The following is an 18,850-nucleotide window of genomic DNA, read 5'->3' as shown; positions in this document are numbered from 1 at the left end:
GCACGCGGTGCCCGAAAATGCGGCACCCCGTGCCGACCTGCGGTTATTCGCCCGGAGACCGTTGATCGATCATCGATCAGAGGCGTATCGTCTTCCGTCGGGGCGCGACAACCCTGCCTGCCGAACTCGTAGGGGGTGTCGTCAGGCCGCCGTCCACCCTGAAGGACGCGGCCGGTCACGACGGCACCCCCGAGCTACCTCCCGTCCGGAAAGGGGCCACCCATGCCCGATCCCGTGCGCCTGCCGTACAGCCAGCTCGACCAGCTCCCGGACCGCGACCCCGAGGAGACCGCCGAGTGGCGCGAGTCGCTTGACGCCGTCACCGAGGCGGCGGGCCCCCAGCGCGCCGCGTACCTGATGCGCCGCGCCCTGGAGCACACCGCGCGCACCGAAGGCACCGCCCTGCCGTCCCTCCTGGAGACGGACTACGTCAACACCATCCCGACCTCCGCCGAGCCCGCCTTCCCCGGCGACGAGGCGATGGAGGCCCGGATCACGGCCTGGAACCGCTGGAACGCCGCCGCGATGGTGACCCGCGGCTCCGCCCTGGGGCTCGGCGGCCACATCGCCACCTTCGCCTCCGCCGCCTGGCTCTACGAGACCGGCTTCCAGCACTTCTTCCGCGGCAAGGAAGGGCTGGGGGCATCCCCAGCGGTAGCTGGGGGAGGCAGCGGCGACCAGCTCTACATCCAGGGCCACGCCTCCCCCGGCATCTACGCCCGCGCCTTCCTCGAAGGCCGCCTCACCGAGGACCACCTCGACCACTTCCGCCAGGAGGCCGGCGGCGAGGGCCTGCCCTCCTACCCGCACCCGCGGCGGCTGCCCTGGCTGTGGGAGTTCCCCACCGTCTCCATGGGACTGGGCCCGCTCTCCGCCATCTACCAGGCGCGCTTCAACCGCTACCTGGAGCACCGCGGCATCAAGGACACCGCCCACTCCCACGTCTGGGCCTTCCTGGGCGACGGCGAGATGGACGAGCCCGAGTCGACCGCCGCACTGGCGCTCGCGGGCCGCGAGGGCCTGGACAACCTGACCTTCGTCATCAACTGCAACCTGCAGCGCCTCGACGGCCCGGTCCGCCCCAACTTCAAGATCGTGCAGGAGCTGGAGGCCCAGTTCCGCGCGGCCGGCTGGAACGTCGTCAAGTCGCTGTGGGGCCAGGCCTGGGACGAGATCTTCGCGCTCGACACCGACGGCGCGCTGATCCGCCGCCTCGGCGAGACCCCCGACGCGCAGTTCCAGACGTACGCCACCCGCGACGCCGCCTACCTGCGCGAGCACTTCTTCGGCGCCAACGAGTCCCTGCAGGCCCTCGCCCGCAACCTCACCGACGCCAAGCTGCTGGAGCTGTTCCAGACCTCCCGCGCGGGCCACGAGCCGCGCAAGGTGTACGCCGCCTACAAGGCCGCCGTCGAGCACCAGGGCGCCCCGACCGTCATCCTGGCGCAGACCGTCAAGGGCTACACCCTCGGCGCGGGCTTCGAGTCCCGCAACGCCAACCACCAGATGAAGAAGCTCACCATGGCGGAGTTCCGCACCATGCGTGACGTCCTCGAACTCCCCATCCCGGACAGCGCGCTGGAGGGCGACCAGGTGCCGTACTGGCGCCCGGCCGACGACTCCCCCGAGATGGTGTACCTGCGCGAGCGGCGCGCCGCCCTCGACGGCCCGGCCCCCGCCCGCAAGGTCGTCGCCAAGCCGCTGCCGATGCCCGCCGACAAGGCCTTCGACGCCCTGAAGAAGGGCTCCGGCAGCCAGGAGATCGCCACCACCATGGCGTTCGTCCGGCTGGTCAAGGACCTGATGCGGGACAAGGAGACCGGCAAGCGCTGGGTCCCGATCGTCCCCGACGAGGCCCGCACCTTCGGTATGGAATCGCTCTTCCCGACCGCCGGCCTCTACTCCCCCAAGGGCGCGACGTACGACCCGGTCGACCGTGACCAGCTCCTTTGGTACAAGGAAGCCAAGGACGGCCAGATCCTCAACGAGGGCATCACCGAGGCCGGTTCGCTCGCCGACTTCACCGCCGCCGCGACGTCGTACGCGACGCACGGCGAGCCGATGATCCCCTTCTACATCTTCTACTCGATGTTCGGCTGGCAGCGCACCGCCGACCAGTTCTGGGCGCTGGCCGACCAGTTGGGCCGGGGCTTCGTCATCGGCGCCACCGCGGGCCGTACGACGATGACCGGCGAGGGCCTTCAGCATGCCGACGGCCACTCGCACCTGATCGCCTCCACCAACCCGGCGGCGCTCTCCTACGACCCGGCCTTCGCCTACGAGGTCGCGGTCATCGTCAAGGAGGGCCTGCGCCGGATGTACGGCCCGGACGCCGAGGACGTCTTCTACTACCTCACGGTCTACAACGAGACCAAGGTCCAGCCGGCCATGCCGGAGGGCGTCGAGGAGGGCATCCTCAAGGGCCTGTACCGCTTCAACGAGGGCACCAGGCCCGAGGCCGACAGCCCGCAGCTGCAGCTGCTCGCGTCCGGCACCGCCATCCACTGGGCCCTGGAGGCGCAGCAGCTGCTGGCCGACGACTGGGGCGTGGCGGCGGACGTCTGGTCGGCGCCGTCCTGGACGGAGCTGCGCCGCGACGCCCTGGAGTGCGATGCCGCCCGCCTGGAGGGCGAGGACCGGATCCCGTACGTCACCCGTGCGCTGGCCGGCGCCCCCGGCCCGGTCGTCGCGGTGAGCGACTGGATGCGGGCGGTCCCCGACCAGATCGCCCCCTGGGTCGAGCAGGACTGGACCTCCATCGGCACCGACGGCTTCGGCCTGTCCGACACCCGCGAGGCGGCCCGCCGCCACTTCGGCGTCGACCCGCAGTCGGTGGTCGTCCAGGCGCTCGCCGCCCTTGCCCGTCGCGGCCAGGTCAAGCCGGAGGCGGTCAAGGAGGCCAGGGAGCGCTACGGCCTGTGAGCCAGGGGCCGCCGCACCGCGGCCCGTGCCTCGCCGGCGGCCCCGGCCCGCACCGGGCGCCGCCCGCCCTCCGGGGCACCCCCACTCCCGTGTGGAGGCCACCTTCCCGCGCCCGGGGCCTCCACACGGGAAACCACCACCGGCCCGGCCGACCACGCCCTGACTACGGCCGGGCCGGGCTGTTTTTGTGTCTGTGTGGTGTCTGGCCAGGCGCGCGTTGCCGGTGGCTGCGGCCGGTGCGCCTTGTCATTGCGGGTGGTGGGTCGGAGGGGACGCCCGGTACCCCTCCCCCAGCCTTCGGCCGGGAGGTGCCCCCACGGCGCGGGCGGCCCTGGTCCATGGGATTGAGTACCCCGGCGTTCGCTCCGGTCCTGCGGGCGGGGCACCGGACATCCCCTCCGACCGCCGCACGTTGGCGACCGTCCGCCGTACCGATCACCGTTACGGCCACCACCAGCTCACCCCTTGGCAGGGCACTGGGCGTTCCTTGGCCGGAGGCGTGCGTGCGTTTGTGATCGGTGACGGACAGTGCCACCGGGCGGCAGACGGGAACGAACGAAGGCCGGAGGGGATGTACCGGGACCCGCCCGCAGGACCGCAGCGAACGCCGGGGCAACCAATCGCACGTACCAGGGCCGCCCGCGCCGTGGGGGCACCTCCCGGCCGAAGGCTGGGGGAGGGTCCCGGTGCGTCCCCTCCGGCCCCCGCGGCACTCACGAACCCCGCACGGCGCCAGCCCCCACAGACCAACCAGCGACACTGAGGCCGGCGCCACGGCGCCCCAAAGGGGCGCGGGGAACTGCGCGCCCAGCCACAACGCACCCGCAGACAAACAACGCCCCCGCGGCCCCCATCATGGACCCATGCGCGCTGCCCGCCTGATCAGAATGGTGTTGCTGCTCCAAGCACGACCGTCGATGACGGCCGCCGAGCTGGCGCGGGAGCTGGAGGTTTCCGAGCGTACGGTCGCCCGGGACGTCCTCTCGCTCTCCGAGGCCGGGGTGCCCGTCTACGCCGACCGCGGCCGGGCCGGAGGCTACCGCCTCATAGGCGGCTACCGCACGCGGCTCACCGGCCTCGGCCGCAGCGAGGCGGAAGCCCTCTTCCTGTCCGGAGTGCCCTCCGCCCTGCGCGAGATGGGCCTTGCGGACGCCGCGTCCGCCGCCCGGCTGAAGGTCTCCGCCGCCCTGCTGCCCGAGCTGCGGGACGCCGCGACCGGCGCCGCCCAGCGCTTTCACCTCGACGCACCGGGGTGGTATCAGGAGCCCGAGACACCGGCCCTGCTCCCTGAGATCGCCGACGCGGTCTGGGACGACCGCCGGATCGCCGCCCGCTACCTCCGCAAGGACACCGAGGTGGAGCGGGAGTTGGAGCCGTACGGCCTCGTGCTGAAGGCGGGCGTCTGGTATCTGGCGGCGCGTACGCAGGGCGACTACCGCGTCTACCGTGTCGACCGGTTCACCGCCGTGGCGCCCGCCGGGAGCGGCAACGCCTCCGGGGACGACGACGCCGACAGCACCGGCGGGCGGTTCGCCCGTGATGTTTCCTTCGATCTCCCGGAGTTCTGGGCACAACGGGCGGCCGAGTTCGCCCGGTCGATCCTGCGCGAGGAGGTGGTGCTGCGGCTGTCCCCGCGCGGTGTCCGTCAGCTGCCGTACGTCACCGAACGCGCCGCGGCCCGCGAGGCGATCGCGCGGGCGCAGAGCACGGACGGTCCTGATGAGCACGGCCGGCTGACCGTGACACTCGCCGTGGAGTCCGCCGAGGTCGCCTACGCCCAGTTGCTGGCGCTCGGCCCGGAGGGCGACATCCTCGCCCCCCCCGAGCTGCGTGAGCGCCTCGCCTCGGCCGCCCGCCGGATGGCCGCGCTGTACCGGGAGGGGGACGGCGCAGGAGTCGGGCCGGACGCGGGCGGACCGGGCGACGGCGGACCGAGCGACGGCGGACCGTGATCCGCCGGATGCCTCCGGCACCGGCGGCCCCCTACCGGTACCGGCCCGCGTCAGCGGCCACCGTCAGCGGTAGTCCTCAGCGGTAGTCCTCCGCACTGCCCTCCTTCCCGCCGAAGACGACCTCCTCGAAGTAACCGAAGCAGTCGGGCCGCGAGCCGTCCGTGTCGGTGAAGTCGTACTCCTTCGCCAGCTGCCCGCTGGAGAGCGACCGGCCGCTCCAGCGTTCCTTGGCCGGGTCGGCGGCGAGCGCCCGTACGCCGCGGGCGATCAGGGCCGGCGATTCGGCGATGGCGAAGTGCGGCTCCTCGGCCACCGCATCGCGCCAGTTCTCCTCCGTCACCCCGAAGTGGTCGAGCATCTCCTCGGAGCGGAGGAAGCCGGGGGTGAGCGAGACCGCCGTGCCCCCGTGTTCCTTCAGTTCGGCGGCGAGACCGAAGGCGATGCGGTGCGGCGCGTTCTTGGTGAGGTCGAAGCAGAGGTTGTCCCGGTAGGTACGGTTGAAGGCGGCGGTGCCGTCGGTGACCTCGACCACCAGACCGCCGGGCCGCCTGATCAGCAGGGGCAGGGCGTAATGGCTGGTGATGACGTGGGTGTCGATGCCGAGGCGGAACATCCGCAGCCCGTTCTCCAGGTCGAGGTCCCACAGCTTGGTGTGGAACTCGATCAGCCGGTCGCCGCCCCAGACGCTGTTGACCAGCACATCCAGCCGGCCGTGCTGCCGGTCGATGCGCTCGGTCAGCGCCTTGACCTGCGCGGGGTCCAGATGGTCGGTCGGTACGGCGATACCGGTGCCGCCCGCCGCGCTCACCAGCTCCGCGGTCTGCTCGATCGTCTCGGTGGCCCGGCCGACCTCGCTGACCCGTTCCCTCGTGGTCCGCCCCGTCACATACACCAGGGCGCCGGCCCGCCCCAGCTCGACCGCCATCGCCCGCCCGGCCCCGCGGGTCGCCCCGGCCACCAGCGCCACCCGTCCCGCCAGTTCCCGCTGTCCCGTCATGTACGCCACTCCTCGCTGTCAGGTGCCTCGCATCCGTACACGGCGACCGTGGCAGTGAAACCCGACATCTCCTGTCAGGATTCATCGGCCGCCTGTCCGGAGTCATCAGCCGCCGTACAGCGATCCGCCCAGCGCCTACGGACGGAGCGCGCGCACCGTCCCCCCGCTCCGCAGCCGTCCGACAACCTCGTCGGGGGCGTTCCGCCCGGCGGGCGCGGCGAGCGTGTTCGTGTGGCCGAAGACCCGTACCCCGCCGGTGGCATCGATACCGCCGACCCCCTGGCTGCCGGCCGCGAGCAGATACCACTTGCCGGACCGCGCCCGCCAGTGGACGTTCCCGACCACGGGGGCTCCGAAGCGGCTGCAGGCGGCGGTGTCCCCGGCCCGTCCGGCGATCCGGCCGGGCTCGGCCGGGCGCGTGGCGGGCGGCAGGAAGTGCAGGGTCACGCTGCCGGGCCCGCGCCAGGTGTCGGCACGGCTGCACACCCAGGTCGCGCTGCCGCTGTCCTCCGGGAGGCGCTGGCCGGCGAACGCCCAGTTGCCGACGGACCGTACGCCGGCGCCCCGCAGCGACCCGAGCGAGCAGGCCGTACGGGCCCAGCCCTGCAGGGCCGGGGTGCCGGTCGCCTCGCCCGCCTGGGCGGCCGGTGCGCCGCCGGGTGGCACGGAGGTCAGGTGGACGGGAACGAGATCGTTGAGGTCGGTCAGCAGGAAGGGAGGGTTCACGCCGGTGCCCGCGATCCGGGTCGAGGGACGGAACTGGGCCGCCGGCCAGTGCCCGCAGCCGGTGCCCCCCTCGGGCGGTACCGGGATGCGGTCGGTGACCCCGTCCGGGGTGACATGCAGCCCGTGCACCGGGGCGGCCGGTGCCAGCAGGTCGCGGACGCCGACGTCGGAGACCCACGGCGCCAGCAGATACCGCATCCAGCCGTTGCCGCGGCCGATCACCAGCGCGGCACCGGTCGTCAGATCCGCGTCGTCGACCCGTGCGAAGTGCAGGGTGGGCGTGGCGCCTTCGGGCTCGGCGTAGCGCACCAGCCGCTCGCCGTCGTAGAAGACCACGACCGTCACGGCGTCGATCTGGCCCGCGTACAGCAGCTGCGGCGGGTGGTCGGGCGGCCGGGTGGAGGTGCCCGCGGATGTCATGATCCGGGCGTCGGCGGGTGGCGCCGCCCAGACCCGCAGCGCCCGCCCCAGCAGCTCCTGGTCGCCGGCCTGCCGGCCGCGGACGGGCCAGGCGGTGAAGTCCACCCGGGAGGTGTCCGTCCACGCTTCGTTGGGGGTGCGCAGCAGCCGGCCCGGGTCCAGCGCCTGCTCCGCCGTGGTCGGTGGGCGCCCCGCCCGGTCCCCGTCGCCGCGCAGCAGGCCGGCCGCCGCGGCGCCGACCGCCAGTACGGCCACCAGCGCGATCGCCGCCCGGACCCGCTGCCGGCGGCGCAGCAGGTCGGTCGGCCGGGTCTGCACCGTGCAGGGGTCGAACTCCGCCGAGTTCAGCAGTGCCGCGGCGCCCGTCTCCGTCTCCCGGTCCAGCTGCGCCGCCGCCCGCTGTGCCGCATCGGGCTCCTCGACCCCGGCCCGTGCCAGCACGCTGCGTGCGGCGTCCTCGTCCAGCCCTTCCAGATGCCACAGCCCGAGGGCGGCGCGCACCGACGCCGGCACCGCGGACAGCGCCTGGTCCAGGGCGAGTTCTTCCGCGCCGCCGACCCGCGGGAAGAGCCGCAGGCCCCAGACCTGGGGCAGGGCCGCCGGTCCCCGCAGGGGCCGTCCCTCGTGCGCCAGCGCCAGCCGCAGGGCCCGCAGCCGCACCACGTCGTAGCCCGGTTCTGCCGCCGGGCCGCGCTGTGCCGGCAGTCCGCCGTCCGGCCGGCGCAGCCGCGCCCGCGGCAGCGCCCGCTGGACCAGACCGTGGGCGGTCAGGACCCGGCGGTGGCGGCCCGTCGACGGGGACAGGACGAGGTAGGTGAGGCGGACGAGCCGTGGATAGTGCTCGACGAGGGCCGCCTCGGCCCGTTCGACATCGGCCCGGGTGCGTTCGTCCATGGGCATGGCCTGGAACAGCCCTTCGCGAAATGGTGGATATGCCGTCGTTCGGTCGTTGCACGCCGTCCAACGAGTGATTCTTGGGACGGTCACACGGCGGAGCCGGCCGGTGAGCGAACCCGATCCGAACACCCCGTCACCGGCGCGCCCGCCACGTCACCGATCCGGATAACGACCCCGTCGCATCCGGGGGACTCCGCATGCGACGGGCGCCGGCAGGGCAGATGCTGGAGCGGTGATGGACGAGACGGAGTTCTGGGAACTGATCGACGGTTCCCGCGAGGCCGCCGCGGGCGACCCTGAGGAGCAGGCCGATGCGCTGGTCGAGCGGCTCCTCGGGCTCGACCCGGATGCCGTCGTGGACTTCGCGCGCCACTTCGAGGCCCGCTACAACCGGGCGTACTCCTGGGATCTGTGGGCCGCGGCCTCCGTGATGCTGGGCGGCGCCGGCGACGACGCCTTCGACTACTTCCGCTGCTGGCTGATCGCCCAGGGCCGGGAGGTCTTCGAGGGCGCGCTGCACGACCCCGACCAGCTCGCCGAGCTGCTGGACGACTTCGACGAGGCGGTGGACGGCGACGCCGAGGAGCTGGGCTATGCGGCCGACGAGGCGTACGAGCAGCTGACCGGCGGGGTGATGCCGGACCTGGGGCTACCCGCGCCGCCCCGCGAACCGGTCGGCACGTACCTGGACTTCGACGACGACCGGAGCATGGCGGAGCGCTTCCCCACCCTCTGGGACCGTTTCAGGCCGTAGCCGCGGGGCCGGTTCACGCCGGGGACGCGGCGGGCCCGGGCCCCCGGGTGTCACCACCGGTCCGTCGCTGCGGGCAGTATGGCCCCATGCGGATCGCGATCACCGGCTCGACCGGACTCATCGGCACGGCGCTCGTACGGTCTCTGCGCGCGGAGGGCCATGACGTCGTCCGGCTCGTACGGCGCGCGCCCACGGCCGCCGACGAGGTGCGCTGGGACCCCGGGCGCCAGGAGGTCGACACCGCCGGGCTGGCCGGCTGCGGGGCCGTCGTCCACCTGGCCGGCGCCGGGGTGGGCGACCACCGCTGGACGGCCGCCTACAAGCAGGAGCTCCGCGACAGCCGGGTCCTGGGCACCCGGGCCCTCGCCTCGGCCCTCGCCGCCATGGACACCCCGCCGGGGGTCTTGGTGTGCGGCAGCGCGATCGGCTACTACGGCGACACCGGTGACCGGCGGACGGACGAGAGCGCACCGGCCGGCCACGGGTTCCTGCCGGAGGTCTGTGTGGCCTGGGAGGACGCCGCGAAGCCGGCCCAGGACGCGGGCATCCGTACCGTCTTCGCCCGCACCGGTCTGGTCGTGGCACGCTCCGGCGGCGCCTGGGGCCGGCTCTTCCCCCTCTTCCGGCTCGGTCTGGGCGGCCGGCTCGGCGACGGCAGCCAGTACTGGAGCTTCATCGCCCTGGAGGACCACATCAGGGCGCTCCGCCACCTCATCGACACCGAGGACCTGGCCGGTCCGGTCAACCTCACGGCACCGGAACCGGTCACCAACCGTGAGGTCACCGCCGTGATGGGCCATGTCCTGGGCCGGCCCACGCTGTTCACCGTGCCGGCGCCGGTCCTGCGGGCCGCCCTGGGCGAGTTCGCCGGCGATGTGCTGGGCAGCCAGCGGGTCATTCCGCGGCGGCTGCTGGACTCCGGGTTCGCGTTCGCCCATCCGCGCATCATCGAGGCGGTCCGGGCGGCACAGCGCTCCGGGCCGCGTGGTCCCGGGGCCGCGTAGCCGTCCGCAGCGGGGGCATTCGCGTCATCCCGTCGTCCGCACCGCAAAGTCGTCCGCGTCACACCGTCGTCCGGGCGGCATAGCCGCGGGGCCACACGGGAAGCTTTGGCCAAGGGGCGCGTCGACGCGCCCCTTGGACGCCCCCTCTCGAACGGACCGCCGCCTCCTGCCGACCTCGCACGCCTCATCTCGGTATCCCCCATGGCGGCACCGGGCACGACAGGGGTGCGCCGCCGTTGGGACCGACCTCGGGAGGGGCATGTGCTGCGTACCGCATCGGCCGTGGACGTCGTCATCGTGGGGGCCGGTCCGGCCGGACTCGCCGCCGCCCGCCATCTGACCGGGGCGGGGGTGTCCGTCACGGTCCTGGAGGCCGCGCCGCGGATCGGCGGCCGGTCCGCCACCGACCACCTCGACGGCTTCCGGCTGGACCGCTGCGGCCGGCCGCTGGCCGTCTCCGCCGCCGATCTGTGCCGCACCCCGGGCCTCGGCGAGCTGACGCTCCGTCCGTTCGCGCCCGGTCTGAGCGTCCACAACGGCCAGCGGGCGCAGCGCGTCAGCGCGCCCCGGAGCGCGAAGGGCGCGCTGTCCGCGGCCCGCGCCCTCTCGCGCGCCGATCGCCGTACGGACCGCCGGACGGAGCGTCAGACCGTCCGCCTCACCGACCGGCGGACCGTACCGCCCCCGGACCGCCGCCCGGTCCGCCGTATCGACCGCCGAACGGACCGCCGCGCCGCCGGCACCGCCGCCGCTCCCCCGGCCTTCGTCCCCCACGCCCCGCCTGCCGACCGTCCGATCCACGACGCCCTGGCGAGCCGCCCCGCCTTCCCGCACCGCGGCCATGACGCGTTCCTGCGGCCCCTGCTGGCCGCGCTGCTGTGCGATCCCAAGCTGCGCGGCTCCAGCCGGGGCGCGGCGGCGGCGCTGCGCGCCTACGCCCAGGGCCGGTTGTGGCTGCCGGCCGGCGGCGCCGCGACCGTCCCCGAACTGCTCGCCGCCACCCTGCCGCCCGGCACGGTCCGTACGTCCGTGCAGGTCACCGCCGTCTCCACCACCGGCGTCAGCACCGCAGAGCACGGTCATATCCCCTGTCGGGCGGTACTGGTGGCCACCGGCGCGCGGGAGGCGGCCGAGCTGTTGCCGGGGCTGCGGGTGCCGGCCTTCCACCCGCTCGCCGTCCTGCACCACACCGCGGCGGCGGACGGGGGCCGCGGCGCGCCGTCCCGCGACACGGCCCTGATCCTCCCGACGGACGGTCCGGTCGCCTACAGCTACGCCGCCGGCGCCATCGACCCCTCCCGTACACCGCCGGGCCGGTCCCTGATCACCACGACCGTGCTCGGCGCCGCAGCGATGCTGCCGCTGTCCGTACTGGACAAGACGGTCCGCCCCCAGCTCGACCGGATCTACGGTGCGCACACCGACGACTGGCAGCTGCTGACCGCCCATCACGACCCGTATGCGGTCCCCGCGATGCCGGCGCCGCACGACCCGGAGCGGCCGGTGCGGGTGCTCTCCGGCCTCTATGTGTGCGGCGATCACCGTGACACCAGCACGCTCCAGGGCGCGCTGAACTCGGGCCGCCGCGCCGCCCGCGCGCTCCTCCAGGACTTCGGGCTGCCGGCCTTCACCACGGAACCGGACGCCCTGCCCACGGCGGCCTGACCCGGGCGGCCGGACCGGCCCTCACCCCAACGGCCCGGCCCGCCCTCACCCGAGCGCCGCCACCCGTTCGCGATATCCCCGCACCGCCGCCGCGTCCCGGTAGGGCTCCAGGCGGCGCTCGAACTCCCTGACGTACTCGTGGGCCCGTACGGACCGCATCTCGGAGGCCTGGAGCGCCGCCTCGGCGCCCAGCGTGCAGGCCTGCTCCAGTTCGCCCAGGCCCAGCCGCGCGGTCGCCAGCACCACCCGGCAGAAGAGCCTGCTGCGGGCGAACCCGGCCGCGCGCAGCTGGAGGGAGCGCTCGGCGTGCTGGGAGGCGGCGCGGTACTGCTGGAGATCGCGGTGGCAATGCGCCAGTTCGTCGGCGAGCTGCGCCTCGTCGAAGAAGCGCGCCCAGTACGGGGTGTCGTCACCGGGGCGGACGGTCTCCAGCGCCCGTTCGGCACGGGCCAGCGCCGTCGTGCAGGCCCGGACCTCGCCCAGGACACCGTGGCCGCGTGCCTCCGCGGAGTGCAGCAGCGCCTGCACGGCGGGCGGCGCGCTGCCGCCGACGCCCTGCTGGGCGACCCGCGCCAGCTGCACGGCTTCCCTGCCGTGCCCCAGGTAGACGGCCTGCCGGCTCATCGTCACCAGGACGTAGGACCCGTACGCCCGGTCCCCGGCGGCCTGGGCCAGCCGCAGGGCCTGGACGAAGTACCGCTGGGCGAGCCCATGGGCCGCGATGTCGTACGAGGTCCAGCCCGCCAGCCGGGTCAGATCGGCGGCGGCCGCGAAGAGCCGGCGGCCGATGGCCTCGCCGTAGCTGCCGCGGAGCATCGGCTCGGCCTCGTGCTCCAGATAGCGCACCAGGGCCTGGCGGGCATGGCCGCCGCCGTAGGCGTGGTCCAGCGCCCGGAACAGCTCGCCGACCGAGCGCAGTGCCGCGATGTCGCCGGAGGTGACCTTGGAGCCCTGGGTGCGGTCGACCCGGTCGGTGCGGCGCTGCCGGGGCACCGTGACCCGGCCCTGTGCAGGCACCCGGCCCGCGCCGTCGCCGTTGGTCTCGCCACGGGCGACCCGTTCGTCGGCGCGCCCGATCAGCCAGTCGCGGCTGGGCACCACGAGCCCGGCCGGGGTGAAGGCGATCTTGCGGAGCTCGGCATGGCTGCCGGAGTCCTTGCGCCACAGGCCGCTGACGATGTCCACCGCCTCGCTGGGGCTCGCGGCGAATTCCAGCCCGGCGTACACCGGCGCACAGGCGTCCAGGCCGAGGTCCTGGGCGGACAGCCGGCGCCCCAGCCGGCGGGTGAAGACCTCCGCGATCAGGGCGGGGGTGGTGCCTCTGGGCTGCTGGCCGCGCAGCCAGCGGGTCACCGACGTCTTGTCGTACCGCAGGTCGAGGCCGTGCTCGATGCCGAGCTGATCCACCCGTCTGGCCAGCCCGGCATTGGAGAATCCCGCCTCGGCGATGAGCGCGGCGAGCTGGCGGTTGGGGGTGTGGTGCGGGGGTCGTTCCGTCATCAGCTTTACCGGTCTCCTGCCTTCCGGGCCGCTGCCGGGTTCGGCGGACCCTGTCCGGCATGCTCATTCGCCCTTGTGGAACGGCGTGAATGTAACGGCCTTCGGCGCCCCGATCACCGCCTCCTCCCCGCGTTCATCCGATCGTGTGAGCAGGGGCGGGAGGGGCGGACACCGGCCGCCTGCGGGGACCGGAAGAGGCGGCCGTACAGTGGCATGGCGCGAAGTGGCATCAACGTTGCAGCAAAGTGCAACAAAGGTTCGAAGAGGAGCTGCCGTGACTGCGATCTCTCGGGGGGAGACCCCCGTACCCGAGGGGCTGCGCTTTGTGCATCTGGGCTTCGGCGCCGACGCCGTGGAGTACACCTCGGCATGGCAGGAGCAGCGCCGGGTGCACGCCGCCCGGTTCGCCGACGAGCTGCCCGACACCTGCCTGCTGCTGGAGCACCAGGCCGTCTACACCGCGGGACGCCGTACGACCGACGACGAGCGTCCGCTGGACGGGACCCCGGTCGTCGACGTGGACCGCGGCGGGAAGATCACCTGGCACGGGCCCGGCCAGCTGGTGGGCTACCCCATCCAGAAGCTGCCGCGCCCGGTGGACGTCGTGGCCCATGTCCGCCGGCTCGAAGAGGCACTGATCCGGGTCTGTGCCGAGTTCGGCGTGGAGGGCACCCGGGTCGAGGGCCGCAGCGGGGTGTGGATCCTGGGCGACCCGGTCGAGGAGCGAGCGGCCCTGGGCGGGCTGAACCTCGACTTCGACCCGCGGCTGGCGGACGAGCTGTTCGATCCGCGGCTGAACGGCCCGGAGTACGCACCGTCCAACGCCGGCCAGCGCCGCGAGGACCGCAAGCTCGCCGCGATCGGCATCCGCGTCGCCAAGGGCGTCACGATGCACGGCTTCGCGCTGAACGTGAACCCGGACAACACCTCGTTCGACAAGATCGTGCCGTGCGGCATCCGGGACGCCGGCGTCGCCTCGCTGGCGGGCGAGCTGGGCCGCGAGATCACCATCGCCGAGGTGCTGCCCGTCGCCGAGAAACATCTGCGGGACGTCCTGGAGGGCGCCGAACTGCTCCCCCGCGCGGTCTGACCGAGCGGTCGCCGGCCCGGCCGTCCCGGGCCGGACGGCCGCCCGGCCGGGGTCCTCCCCGGACCGCCGGGAATGCCACCCCGCCATACGGGGTTGCCCCGCACGTAAAGACGTGCGAATCAACGGGCGTACCCTGGTGTACGCCGAAGAAACGAAGTCGTAGGGAGCCGGTCGTGTCCGCAGTCGCACCCGACGGACGCAAGATGCTGCGCCTGGAGGTCCGGAACAGCCAGACCCCCATCGAGCGCAAGCCCGAGTGGATCAAGACCCGGGCGAAGATGGGTCCCGAGTACAACCACCTCCAGAGCCTGGTCAAGAGCGAGGGTCTGCACACGGTCTGCCAGGAGGCGGGCTGTCCCAACATCTTCGAATGCTGGGAGGACCGCGAGGCGACCTTCCTCATCGGCGGTGACCAGTGCACCCGCCGCTGCGACTTCTGCCAGATCGACACCGGCAAGCCGCAGGAGCTGGACCGCGACGAGCCCCGCCGGGTCGCCGAGTCCGTGCAGACCATGGGCCTGAAGTACGCCACGATCACCGGCGTCGCGCGCGACGACCTGGACGACGGCGGTGCCTGGCTCTACGCCGAGACCGTCCGGCAGATCCACGCCGCGATGCCCGACACCGGCGTCGAACTGCTGATCCCCGACTTCAACGCGGTCCCCGAGCAGCTGGCCGAGGTCTTCTCCTCCCGCCCCCAGGTCCTCGCGCACAACGTCGAGACGGTCCCGCGCATCTTCAAGCGCATCCGCCCCGGCTTCCGCTACGAGCGCTCGCTGGAGGTCATCTCCAAGTCCCGCGAGGCCGGTCTGGTCACCAAGTCCAACCTCATCCTGGGCATGGGCGAGGAGCGCGAGGAGATCAGCCAGGCGCTGCAGGACCTGTACGACGCGGGCTGCGAGCTGATCACGATCACCCAGTACCTGCGCCCCACCGTGCGCCACCACCCCATCGAGCGCTGGGTCAAGCCCGCCGAGTTCGTGGAGCTCCAGGAGGAGGCCGAGGAGATCGGCTACGCCGGCGTGATGTCCGGCCCGCTGGTCCGCTCCTCCTACCGCGCCGGCCGCCTCTACCAGCAGGCCATGGAGCGGCGCGAGGCCGAGGCGTCCAGTCAGGCGGTTTGATTTCCCCGGCGCGCCGTCTTGTGAAACGTGGCACATGCTGGAGGACGCGGCCCGCACTCCCCCTGACGGGGGGCGTGGGGGCCGCGTCAACGTTTCATCGGTGTTTGACCGGCAGGTCATCCGTTGGTAACACCTTTCCGTGACGATGGATGCACGCACCGCTCCCGCACCTACCCCTGCTTCTCCGAACAGATCAGAGGGAGTCACCACCATGCAGGCCGCGCCGCTCCGCGCCAATCCCGCCCTCCCCATCCCTTCGGTCACCGGTGCGCTGCGCGCCGTCGAGGCCGTCCTGATGCGCGGCGGACAGCGCACCGCCCGTCGTAACGCCTGGACATCGGTCCTGGAGGACCGCCGCCGCGCCAAGGACCGCCACGAGGCCGAGTACGTACTGGAGGCCGCGGCGACCCAGCACCCGCACGCCACGTAGACTGCGCTGTATGGCGAGGAAGGTAAATGCTGAGGGCGCTGTCGGCGCTGCCGGCGCTGAGAACACCGGGCGGCTGAAGCAGATCGCCCTGACCTACAAGATGACCCGTCGGGTCGACTCCAAGGTCGGTCTAGTCGTCGCTGGTGTAGGCATCGTCGTATTCGGCGTTCTCCTTGCCATCGGCTTCGCGATCGGCCACGAAATCTACGCGGGGATCCTGGGCTTCGTCCTGGCCTTCCTCGCCATGGCGATCGTCTTCGGACGGCGCGCCGAGCGGGCTGCCTTCGGGCAGATGGAAGGCCAGCCCGGTGCGGCGGCCGCCGTGCTGGACAACGTCGGCCGCGGCTGGACGGTGACCCCCGCGGTGGCCATGAACCGCAGCCAGGACGTGGTCCACCGCGCCGTCGGCAAGGCCGGGATCGTGCTGGTCGGCGAGGGCAACCCGAACCGTCTGCGCGGCCTGCTGGCCGCCGAGAAGAAGCGGATGGCGCGCACCGTCGCCGACGCCCCGGTCCACGACATCATCGTGGGCGACGACGAGGGCCAGGTGCCGCTGAAGAAGATCCGTACGACGCTGCTGAAGCTGCCGCGCGTACTCCCCGGCGCCCAGGTCACCGCCGTCAACGACCGGCTCAAGGCGCTGGGCGACCTGATGAGCAACATGCCGGTCCCGAAGGGCCCGATGCCGAAGGGCATGCGGATGCCCAAGGGCGGCGGCAAGACCCGCTGACCGTGACGGCCGTCCGCACCCGCGTCCGGCCGACGGACCCGACACCCTGACCGAACGATGACGCCCCGGGGCCTGTGGCTCCGGGGCGTTTCGTCGTGTGGGGGGCTGCCGGGGTGTACGCGGGGCGGGCGTACGGGGGGACGGAAGCGCCGGATGCGGGGCGGGCGTACGCGCCGTATACGGGCGGGGCGGCGTACAGGCTCAGGTATCGCCCGGGGTCCGCCGGGGGTACCGCCCGGGGCCCGCCGGGTCGGCGTACGGTACGGGCTCAGCTACGCCCGCACGGCGCCCATCGGACTCGGCCTGAGGTCCGGGCTCAGATGCGGACCTGCACGGCGCGCGCGAGGCGATCGTGCAGCCCCCGCCCGTCCCGGTCCCAGACCACGGCCGGGATGACCACGACGAGCAGCACCGTGCGGAGCACGACCCGCGGCAGCGAAATCCGGCCACCGCCCTCGGCGACCACCCGCAGGCCCAGCAGCCGCTTGCCCGGTGTGAACCCGACCGTGCCCACCGTCAGCACGCTGAGGACCGCGAAGACCACCAGCGCCCAGTTGCTCGCCGACTGCGCCTTACCGCCGCTGAGCAGGCCGTAGGCGATGAGCAGGCACAGCGCCCAGTCGAGGAAGAGCGCGGCGAAGCGGCGCCCGGGGCGCGCGATCGAGCCCGGCCCCGTCTCCGGCAGCCCGAGCTGCTGCCCGCGGTACCCGAACTCGACACCCATGTCCTCGGCTGCCGCGCGGGGCCCGGAGATCCACGATCCGATTGCTTGCCTGTTGTCCACCCGACCACGGTACTGCGACCGCATACATTCGCTGCGCCGAGGTCCGGTGCAAAGCGGCTCGGGCCCGCCCTCCGGGCCGGGCCACGGGGGCGCGCCGCCAGGGGCGGAACGGCTCGGCGCGGCGCTGCAGCGAACGGCCGCCACCCTGGGCCAAAATGCCCCTTTATGGGTCACACTGGTGAATAAAGGCAGGCGTGCGCCGGTTAACCTCGGCGAAACAAATGGGTCATGCTTGGGAAATCCCGCCTGCCTATGGTCGGGCAACGCGCCACCGCACATGGTCGCGTTCCGAGTAGCAATCCCGCGTCCGCCGACCGGTGACCGGGCTAGGAGGAGTTGGATGTTCCAGAACGCCGACGAGGCCAAGAAGTTCATCGCCGACGAGGACGTGAAGTTCATCGACGTCCGGTTCTGCGACCTGCCCGGTGTGATGCAGCACTTCACGATCCCGGCGAAGGCGTTCGACCCGGCCGAGGAACTCGCCTTCGACGGTTCCTCGATCCGCGGCTTCCAGGCCATCCACGAGTCGGACATGGCGCTGCGCGCGGACCTGTCGACGGCTCGTGTGGACCCGTTCCGCCGCGACAAGACCGTCAACATCAACTTCTTCATCCACGACCCGATCACCGGCGAGCAGTACAGCCGTGACCCGCGGAACATCGCCAAGAAGGCCGAGGCCTACCTCGCCTCGACCGGCATCGCGGACACCGCGTTCTTCGGCCCCGAGGCCGAGTTCTACGTGTTCGACAGCGTGCGCTTCGAGACCGGCGCGAACCAGTCCTTCTACCACATCGACTCCGAGGCGGGCGCCTGGAACACCGGGTCGGAGGAGAACAACCGCGGCTACAAGGTCCGCTACAAGGGCGGCTACTTCCCGGCCCCGCCGGTCGACCACTTCGCCGACCTGCGCGCCGAGATCTCCCTGGAGCTGGACGCGGCCGGCCTGCAGGTCGAGCGCCAGCACCACGAGGTCGGCACCGCCGGCCAGGCGGAGATCAACTACAAGTTCAACACGCTGCTCGCCGCCGCCGACGACCTGATGCTCTTCAAGTACATCGTGAAGAACGTCGCCTGGCGCAACGGCAAGACCGCGACCTTCATGCCCAAGCCGATCTTCGGTGACAACGGCTCCGGCATGCACGTCCACCAGTCGCTGTGGCAGGGCGGCAGCCCCCTCTTCTACGACGAGCAGGGCTACGCGGGCCTCTCGGACACCGCCCGCTACTACATCGGCGGCATCCTCAAGCACGCCCCGTCGCTGCTGGCCTTCACCAACCCGACGGTGAACTCCTACCACCGCCTGGTCCCCGGCTTCGAGGCCCCGGTCAACCTGGTCTACTCGCAGCGCAACCGCTCCGCGGCCATGCGTATCCCGATCACGGGCTCGAACCCCAAGGCCAAGCGCGTCGAGTTCCGCGCGCCGGACCCGTCCTCGAACCCGTACCTCGCCTTCTCCGCCCTCCTCCTCGCGGGCCTGGATGGCGTCAAGAACAAGATCGAGCCGGCCGAGCCGATCGACAAGGACCTCTACGAGCTCGCCCCCGAGGAGCACGCGGGCGTCCCCCAGGTCCCCACCTCCCTCCCGGCCGTCCTCGACGCCCTCGAGGCCGACAACGAGTACCTCCAGCAGGGCGGCGTCTTCACCTCCGACCTGATCGAGACCTGGATCGACTACAAGCGCACCAACGAAATCGCCCCGATCCAGCTGCGGCCGCACCCGCACGAGTTCGAGCTTTACTTCGACATTTAAGAACGCCGCAGGTCAGAGCGGTTTTCCGCTCTCCTGGGCCGTCTGTGGGCCGTCGGCCGTGTTCTTCCGTCACCGGAAGGCACGGCCGATGGCCGTTCTCGGGGG

The 18,850-nt window shown here is 72.7% G+C and carries 14 protein-coding genes; 10 read left to right on the top strand and 4 right to left on the bottom strand.

The features are described 5' to 3' along the window. The first annotated feature begins 222 nt into the window (after positions 1-222). Together aceE and OHS81_RS26980 are read left to right on the top strand one after the other, a co-directional pair. Positions 223-2,922, top strand: coding sequence for a pyruvate dehydrogenase (acetyl-transferring), homodimeric type (gene aceE, locus OHS81_RS26985; RefSeq protein WP_328387295.1), 2,700 nt, complete (start codon positions 223-225; stop codon positions 2,920-2,922). 863 nt (positions 2,923-3,785) lie between these two features. After that, positions 3,786-4,874 carry a helix-turn-helix transcriptional regulator gene (locus OHS81_RS26980; protein WP_328387294.1) on the top strand — a complete coding sequence of 363 codons (1,089 nt, stop codon included), beginning with the start codon at positions 3,786-3,788 and terminating at the stop codon, positions 4,872-4,874. 76 nt (positions 4,875-4,950) lie between these two features. On the opposite strand, the gene OHS81_RS26975 is transcribed toward OHS81_RS26980, so the two are convergent. Continuing rightward, complete coding sequence (locus OHS81_RS26975; RefSeq protein WP_328387292.1) at positions 4,951-5,871, bottom strand: SDR family oxidoreductase; 921 nt, start codon at positions 5,869-5,871, stop codon at positions 4,951-4,953. Positions 5,872-6,006: 135 nt separating this feature from the next. Next, positions 6,007-7,911 carry a hypothetical protein gene (locus OHS81_RS26970; protein ID WP_328387290.1) on the bottom strand — a complete coding sequence of 635 codons (1,905 nt, stop codon included), beginning with the start codon at positions 7,909-7,911 and terminating at the stop codon, positions 6,007-6,009. 238 nt (positions 7,912-8,149) lie between these two features. Between OHS81_RS26970 and OHS81_RS26965 the strand changes: the two genes are divergently transcribed. The 3 genes from OHS81_RS26965 (at position 8,150) to OHS81_RS26955 (ending at position 11,337) form a co-directional block, all read left to right on the top strand. Then, complete coding sequence (locus OHS81_RS26965; protein WP_328387288.1) at positions 8,150-8,668, top strand: DUF4240 domain-containing protein; 519 nt, start codon at positions 8,150-8,152, stop codon at positions 8,666-8,668. Between the two features lie 86 nt (positions 8,669-8,754). Continuing rightward, a complete protein-coding gene (locus tag OHS81_RS26960) occupies positions 8,755-9,672 on the top strand; it encodes a TIGR01777 family oxidoreductase (protein ID WP_328387286.1) in 918 nt (305 codons plus the stop codon). Between the two features lie 261 nt (positions 9,673-9,933). Then, positions 9,934-11,337: an FAD-dependent oxidoreductase gene (locus OHS81_RS26955; protein WP_328387284.1), complete on the top strand. Its 1,404-nt coding sequence runs from the start codon at positions 9,934-9,936 to the stop codon at positions 11,335-11,337. 45 nt (positions 11,338-11,382) lie between these two features. Here the strand turns inward: OHS81_RS26955 and OHS81_RS26950 are convergent, their stop codons facing one another. Then, positions 11,383-12,837, bottom strand: coding sequence for a regulator (locus OHS81_RS26950; RefSeq protein ID WP_328387282.1), 1,455 nt, complete (start codon positions 12,835-12,837; stop codon positions 11,383-11,385). Positions 12,838-13,111: 274 nt separating this feature from the next. On the opposite strand from OHS81_RS26950, the gene lipB reads away from it, so the two are divergent. From lipB to OHS81_RS26930, 4 genes are all read left to right on the top strand, one after another. Next, a complete protein-coding gene (gene lipB / locus OHS81_RS26945) occupies positions 13,112-13,927 on the top strand; it encodes a lipoyl(octanoyl) transferase LipB (protein WP_328387280.1) in 816 nt (271 codons plus the stop codon). Positions 13,928-14,100: 173 nt separating this feature from the next. Beyond that, entirely contained in the window at positions 14,101-15,051 is a 951-nt protein-coding gene (gene lipA / locus OHS81_RS26940) for a lipoyl synthase (RefSeq protein WP_328387278.1), read from the top strand. 211 nt (positions 15,052-15,262) lie between these two features. Further along, on the top strand, positions 15,263-15,481 hold the full coding sequence (locus OHS81_RS26935) for an SCO2195 family GlnR-regulated protein (protein ID WP_129296777.1): 219 nt from the start codon (positions 15,263-15,265) through the stop codon (positions 15,479-15,481). Positions 15,482-15,491: 10 nt separating this feature from the next. Continuing rightward, the gene (locus tag OHS81_RS26930) at positions 15,492-16,211 is read left to right on the top strand and encodes a DUF4191 domain-containing protein (protein ID WP_328387275.1); all 720 of its coding nucleotides are present in this window, start codon (positions 15,492-15,494) and stop codon (positions 16,209-16,211) included. Positions 16,212-16,527: 316 nt separating this feature from the next. On the opposite strand, the gene OHS81_RS26925 is transcribed toward OHS81_RS26930, so the two are convergent. Further along, positions 16,528-16,995, bottom strand: a complete 468-nt coding sequence (locus OHS81_RS26925; protein WP_328387273.1) for an RDD family protein — start codon at positions 16,993-16,995, stop codon at positions 16,528-16,530. Between the two features lie 340 nt (positions 16,996-17,335). On the opposite strand from OHS81_RS26925, the gene glnA reads away from it, so the two are divergent. Then, positions 17,336-18,745 carry a type I glutamate--ammonia ligase gene (glnA, locus tag OHS81_RS26920; protein ID WP_086715079.1) on the top strand — a complete coding sequence of 470 codons (1,410 nt, stop codon included), beginning with the start codon at positions 17,336-17,338 and terminating at the stop codon, positions 18,743-18,745. The last annotated feature ends 105 nt before the right edge of the window (positions 18,746-18,850 follow it).

Source organism: Streptomyces sp. NBC_00400 (assembly GCF_036048035.1).
Classification (GTDB): Bacteria; Actinomycetota; Actinomycetes; order Streptomycetales; family Streptomycetaceae; genus Streptomyces.
The sequence above is the reverse complement of the archived record's forward strand: the minus strand, read 5'-3'. Positions and strand labels throughout refer to the sequence as shown.